Below are 4,736 nucleotides of genomic sequence, written 5' to 3' on the forward strand. Positions count from 1 at the left end.
CCCTTCACCGACTGCTCGACATCGAGATGGGCGCGCCCGATCCGGCGCGCATGGATGCCTTCTACGAGGAAATCGGCCTGCGCGGGGAGGCGGCCGTTGGGGAGGGGCCGACGAACCCGAGCAACTTCGGATTGTCGAAGCTCCGTACCGACAGCTTCGGCGCATCCGGGTGGGATGTGAGGAGGAGTCCGAACTTGCGGCGACCGCAGCACGTCTGGATCAGTTGGGCGTCAAGTGTCGGGTCGGAGGCAGTCGGCTGGAGGTTGTGGACCCGGTCAATAAGTGGCTCATCGTCGTCGAACCCGCTGCCGCTTTTGACGTTTCGCAGCAGCCGAAGCGATTGCTGAACCGGCCCGGCGAGCGCGAGCGACTCGATGTGCGCGCTGAAGTTCTCGTTGAGCCAGAGCCTCGACCGCCGCGTCGACTGGGTCACCTGCTCGTCTGCAGCTCGAAGTCTGTCGAAACGATTCGTTTCATGACGGAGGGGATCGGTTTCCGCGTCTCGGATATCATCGCTGGTGGCCTGGGGGCGTTCTTGCGCTGCTCGGGGGATCACCACAACCTGGCCATTGCGCCCGGTCCTGTGCCCTACCTCAACCACTACGCGTTCGAGTACGACGACTTCGACGCTGTGATGCGCGCCGCGTCGGTCTACGTCCGCAGGCACGGCGAAGGATTTCACATCGCGGGGCCGGGGCGTCACCCCATTGGAGGAAACGTCTTCCGCTACATGCTCGATCCGAGTGGCACGATCTTCGAGTTCTTTACCGACATGGATCGCATCGCGAGTGATGAGGCCTGGGTCATCAAGGACGACTGGGATCTAGGGGACGGGTGGTCCATCTGGGGTCAGAAGGAAACCCCAGAGATCTTCTTCAATCCCGTCGACATGCCGGAGATCGTCGCGGGCTGGGAGAAGGAACACGCCTGATTCGGCGAGCGCGGTCTCGCTGACTTCAGACCAGCCCTTCTTTTCTCATATCGGTCAGCGATGCCTTGTACGCCTGCACGATGCGATCTGCATCGTCGTCGGTGTGGGCCGCCGAGACGAACGAGATGTGCAGGTCCGAGGCGTAGACGCCGTGGTAGCGCATGTACTCCCCCAATGCGCTGCCCTTCAGGTAGTCGGAGCTATCTCGAAGGTCGCGAGAAGTCTTGGGTTCAACGTCTATGAAGTGGGGGAGGAACCAGGATCCCAGGCCGATCAGGCGCAGATCGAAGCCTTCGGCGCGGCAGAACTCGTGGACCCCGCCCTTGATCCTGGCCGCCAGAGCGTCGATGTGGGTGTAGACCTCCGGATGATCGCGGAGATACTCGAGTACCGCTGCACCGGCGCAACTCGTCAGCGGGTTGCCGCTGAAGGTTCCGATCAGCAGTAGCTTGCCCTCCACCATGTCCTGAATAATGTCTCCCGTACCGACGGCGGGTCGCATGGCGTCGAGGCTGCCGGTAACGGCACCGACGGGCAGGCCACCGCCCATGATCTTGCCGTAGGTCGCGATATCGGGGGTCACACCGAAGTGCGCTTGCGCACCGCCGTAACCCAGGCGGAAGCCACTGATGACCTCGTCGAAGATCAGCAACACTCCGCACTCGCGCGTGATCTGACGAAGTTCAGCCAGGTACTCGCCCAGATCGACCGGGTACGAACTGGGGACCGGCTCGATGATGACCGCCGCGAGTTCACTTGCGAGTGAACGGATCTTGTCCAGGCTGGCTCGACTGCCGTAGCTCAAGGTGACGACCTGTTCGACCGTGCCCGCAGGGATCCCCGGTGTGTCGGGAACACTCTCTGGATTCTCTGCGGGGCCCGCTGGTTGTGCGATCGAGCCACTCACGAGTGCGTAATCGTGTACGCCGTGGTAGCCGCCTTCGAACTTGGCGATCAGGTCTCTGCCTGTTCGGGCTCGGGCGATGCGCATGGCGTGCAGCGTTGCTTCGGTACCGCTGTTCGAAAAAGCGATACGCTCGGCGCAGGGGATCGCCTCGACCATCAGTTCTGCCAGCTTTACTTCGTGCTCGTGCGCCATCGCGTAGACCGTGCCATTCCTGCATGCGCGCTCGATGGCTTCGACCACTACCGGGTGACTGTGTCCCAGAATGAGTGGCCCGTAGGCCATCGTGATATCGACGTAGTCATGTCCATCGACATCGACGACGTGTGCGCCTTTGGCCTCGGCGATGAAGGGGATGTTCTTCGGAGTCCGAAGCGGCCCCGTGACGATCGGCGAAAGCAGGGTTCGTTTCGCCCGCTCGAGGATCTCAGTGGACTTCGGGAGTCGTCCCTTGTTCAGTTCGTCGATCTGCGAGGACATCCGGGTTCTCCTGTCGATTCGTCTTGGATCGAGTAACACAGTACGAAGGCTTGTGAGACGACATTCTGAACCCAGAGGGCTGCAATCACAACGCCCTTCGATTACTTGCGATCGGCGTATTGCCCGGAATTCCGCAGCATATGGGCCGGGCCGTGCGCACAGTTGATCGACGCGTTCTCGCCGTACACGCGCTCCTTCATTCCTTTGAAGGCGGTCCGGTTCTTGCCGAGGTGGGCCAGGCTCTGGGCTCGTGCGATCGCGTCGGGCAAGACGGCGGACAGATCGGAAACCCGTTGTACGATCCCGGCCGCCAGGGCATCCGGGCCGGTCCAGCGCCGAGCCATTTGTACGGTCTGGAAGAAGGCGGGCATCGGCATCTTGTGGCGAAATAGGGCCAATTCGGGCTCGGGAATCGCCATGCCGAGTTCGATCTCATTGGCACAGAGAAACCCGCGGTCTTCGCGCATGATTCGCTCGTCGTGACACAGCGCCATCATGAACCCCGCCCCAAAGGCATGACCGTTGATCGCACAGAGGGTCGGTATGGGAAACGTGATCACGCGTGCAAACAGGGTCATGATTTCGGAGCCGAATACTCCGCGATCTCCACCCGGGTGTTCGCCAGTGGAGCGCACCCATTCGAGATCGAGCCCATTCGAGAAGAACTTCGGATCATCCGAGGCCGTGACCAGAGCGGCGGGCCCGCTGGACTGCTCGATCTCATTCAAGGCCTGATCAAACTCTCGGGTGAAGGTGGTCGTCCAGCGGTTCTCCCCTTCGGTCATGGTCAGGACGAAGACGTCTCCGTGTTTGTCGATTCTCAACGTTTGACCTGAAGCTCGTTACAGGTCTGCGATGAGCTTGTCGTAGAACTCGACATAGTTGGTCTTCTCGTCACCGTCGAGCATTGCCATGGCGCTGCGCGGGTGCTGGTTGAGCTGGCCGGTGATGTTGTATGGCACCAGCGCACCCCATTCGAGCTTCTCTCGCAACGCCACGAACTTGTCTTCGAGAAGCTGGAGAATCGGTCGAAGGTGATAGTTCGGATTGCGTAGGAAACCGATCAGAAGCTCCGTGGGGCAATTGCCAGCTCCGCGCCCCATTCCCGCCATTGTCGAGTCCAGGCGGTTTGCGCCCTGAACGATCGACTCAATCGTGTTGGCGAAGGCCAGTTGCTGATTGTTGTGCGCATGGATGCCGACTTCTTTTCCGGTGCCCTCGAGGGCCGCGAGGTACTTCTTGACCAGCGTGGCAATCTGCTCGCTGTAGAGAGATCCGAAGCTATCGACGACCACGATGGTGCTGGCTGGCGTTTCCGCCAGTACCTCGAGGGCCTGGTCGATCTCGGACTCTTGCACGACGGAGACGGCCATCAGATTGCAGGTGACCTCGTACCCCTTGTCGTGGGCGTCCTTGATCATCTCGACCGCGATCGGGAGCTGGTGCACATAGGTGGCGACGCGAATCACGTCCAGGACACTGTCCTTGGCGGGCAGGATATCGGTCTTGTAGTCGGTCTTTTCCGCGTCTGCCATTGCCGTGAGTTTCAGGCTGGACTCGTTTTCTCCGACGATGCGCCGCATATCATCCTCGTCGCAGAACTTCCACACGCCGAAATCGTTGGCTGCAAAGAGTTTGCGCGAGCCTTTGTACCCGAGTTCCATGTAGTCGATTCCAGCCGCGATGCAGGTCTTGTAGACCGCTTCGACGAGCCCGTCTTCGAACATATGGTCGTTGATCAGGCCTCCGTCCCGGACTGTGCAATCGAGCACTTTCAATTCAGGTCGGTAGGTAATCCACGGTGCGCTCATCTATTGATCTCCTCGAACTGGCTCTCGGTCTGTCTCATTTCCGATTCTCTCGGGCTGGAACTCGGACTTGCGCCCGGTCGCCCGACTCTGCCTGGATCTGCGCAGGCCTCTGTGGGCCTGCACAGCCCCGAAGGGCCCGCACTCGCTGGGACTTGGCAAGTCTCCCCGGTGGGGCCGAGAGCCTCGAATGGTAAACGGATCTCGGCTCCGGGTCCACCGCGCCTGTTCGAGGGGAGGGGCGAACCCCACCCCTGCTCTCAGCCACGTTACGGATGTCTCCGGGCCCGTCTGGGATACGCGGCCTGTCTGGGATTTGCGGTCCGTCGGGGGTTCGCGGGCGAGAATTCCGGCCGCTCGGTTGATTGGAGGACATCTTGGCTCATGCTCTGTCAAGGTGGTTCAACAACTGCAGCCGGCTCCGTCTAGAAGGGAATTCACATGGCCAATCCACTAGGGAACCTCTGCACATGGAGGCTGCGGCTGCGAAGCGCGATGCATCCGCCTGCGCTGCGTCGCGCGACCCTCTGCAGATCTACGGATCTGCGATCGGATCACGCTTCTTGCTCAGGCGGCGACTCCCGCTTCTCGCTCGAATCCTCCCTGTGCAGAG

General features: G+C 61.1%; 4 protein-coding genes. 1 reads left to right on the forward strand and 3 read right to left on the reverse strand.

The genetic code is table 11. From position 1 onward, the window contains the following. Positions 1 to 169 precede the first annotated feature (169 nt). Positions 170 to 931, forward strand: a complete 762-nt coding sequence (locus GY725_05580) for a hypothetical protein (protein ID MCP4003648.1) — start codon at positions 170 to 172, stop codon at positions 929 to 931. A gap of 25 nt (positions 932 to 956) precedes the next feature. Here GY725_05580 and GY725_05585 read toward each other — a convergent pair whose 3' ends face one another. The 3 genes from GY725_05585 to GY725_05595 form a co-directional block, all read right to left on the reverse strand. Next, positions 957 to 2,315 carry an aspartate aminotransferase family protein gene (locus GY725_05585; GenBank protein MCP4003649.1) on the reverse strand — a complete coding sequence of 453 codons (1,359 nt, stop codon included), beginning with the start codon at positions 2,313 to 2,315 and terminating at the stop codon, positions 957 to 959. A gap of 101 nt (positions 2,316 to 2,416) precedes the next feature. Then, a complete protein-coding gene (locus GY725_05590) occupies positions 2,417 to 3,100 on the reverse strand; it encodes an enoyl-CoA hydratase/isomerase family protein (protein ID MCP4003650.1) in 684 nt (227 codons plus the stop codon). Positions 3,101 to 3,157: 57 nt separating this feature from the next. Next, a complete protein-coding gene (locus GY725_05595; GenBank protein ID MCP4003651.1) occupies positions 3,158 to 4,126 on the reverse strand; it encodes a nucleoid-structuring protein H-NS in 969 nt (322 codons plus the stop codon). Between the last annotated feature and the right edge of the window lie 610 nt (positions 4,127 to 4,736).

The organism is bacterium, from assembly GCA_024226335.1.
GTDB lineage: Bacteria > Myxococcota_A > UBA9160 > SZUA-336 > SZUA-336 > JAAELY01.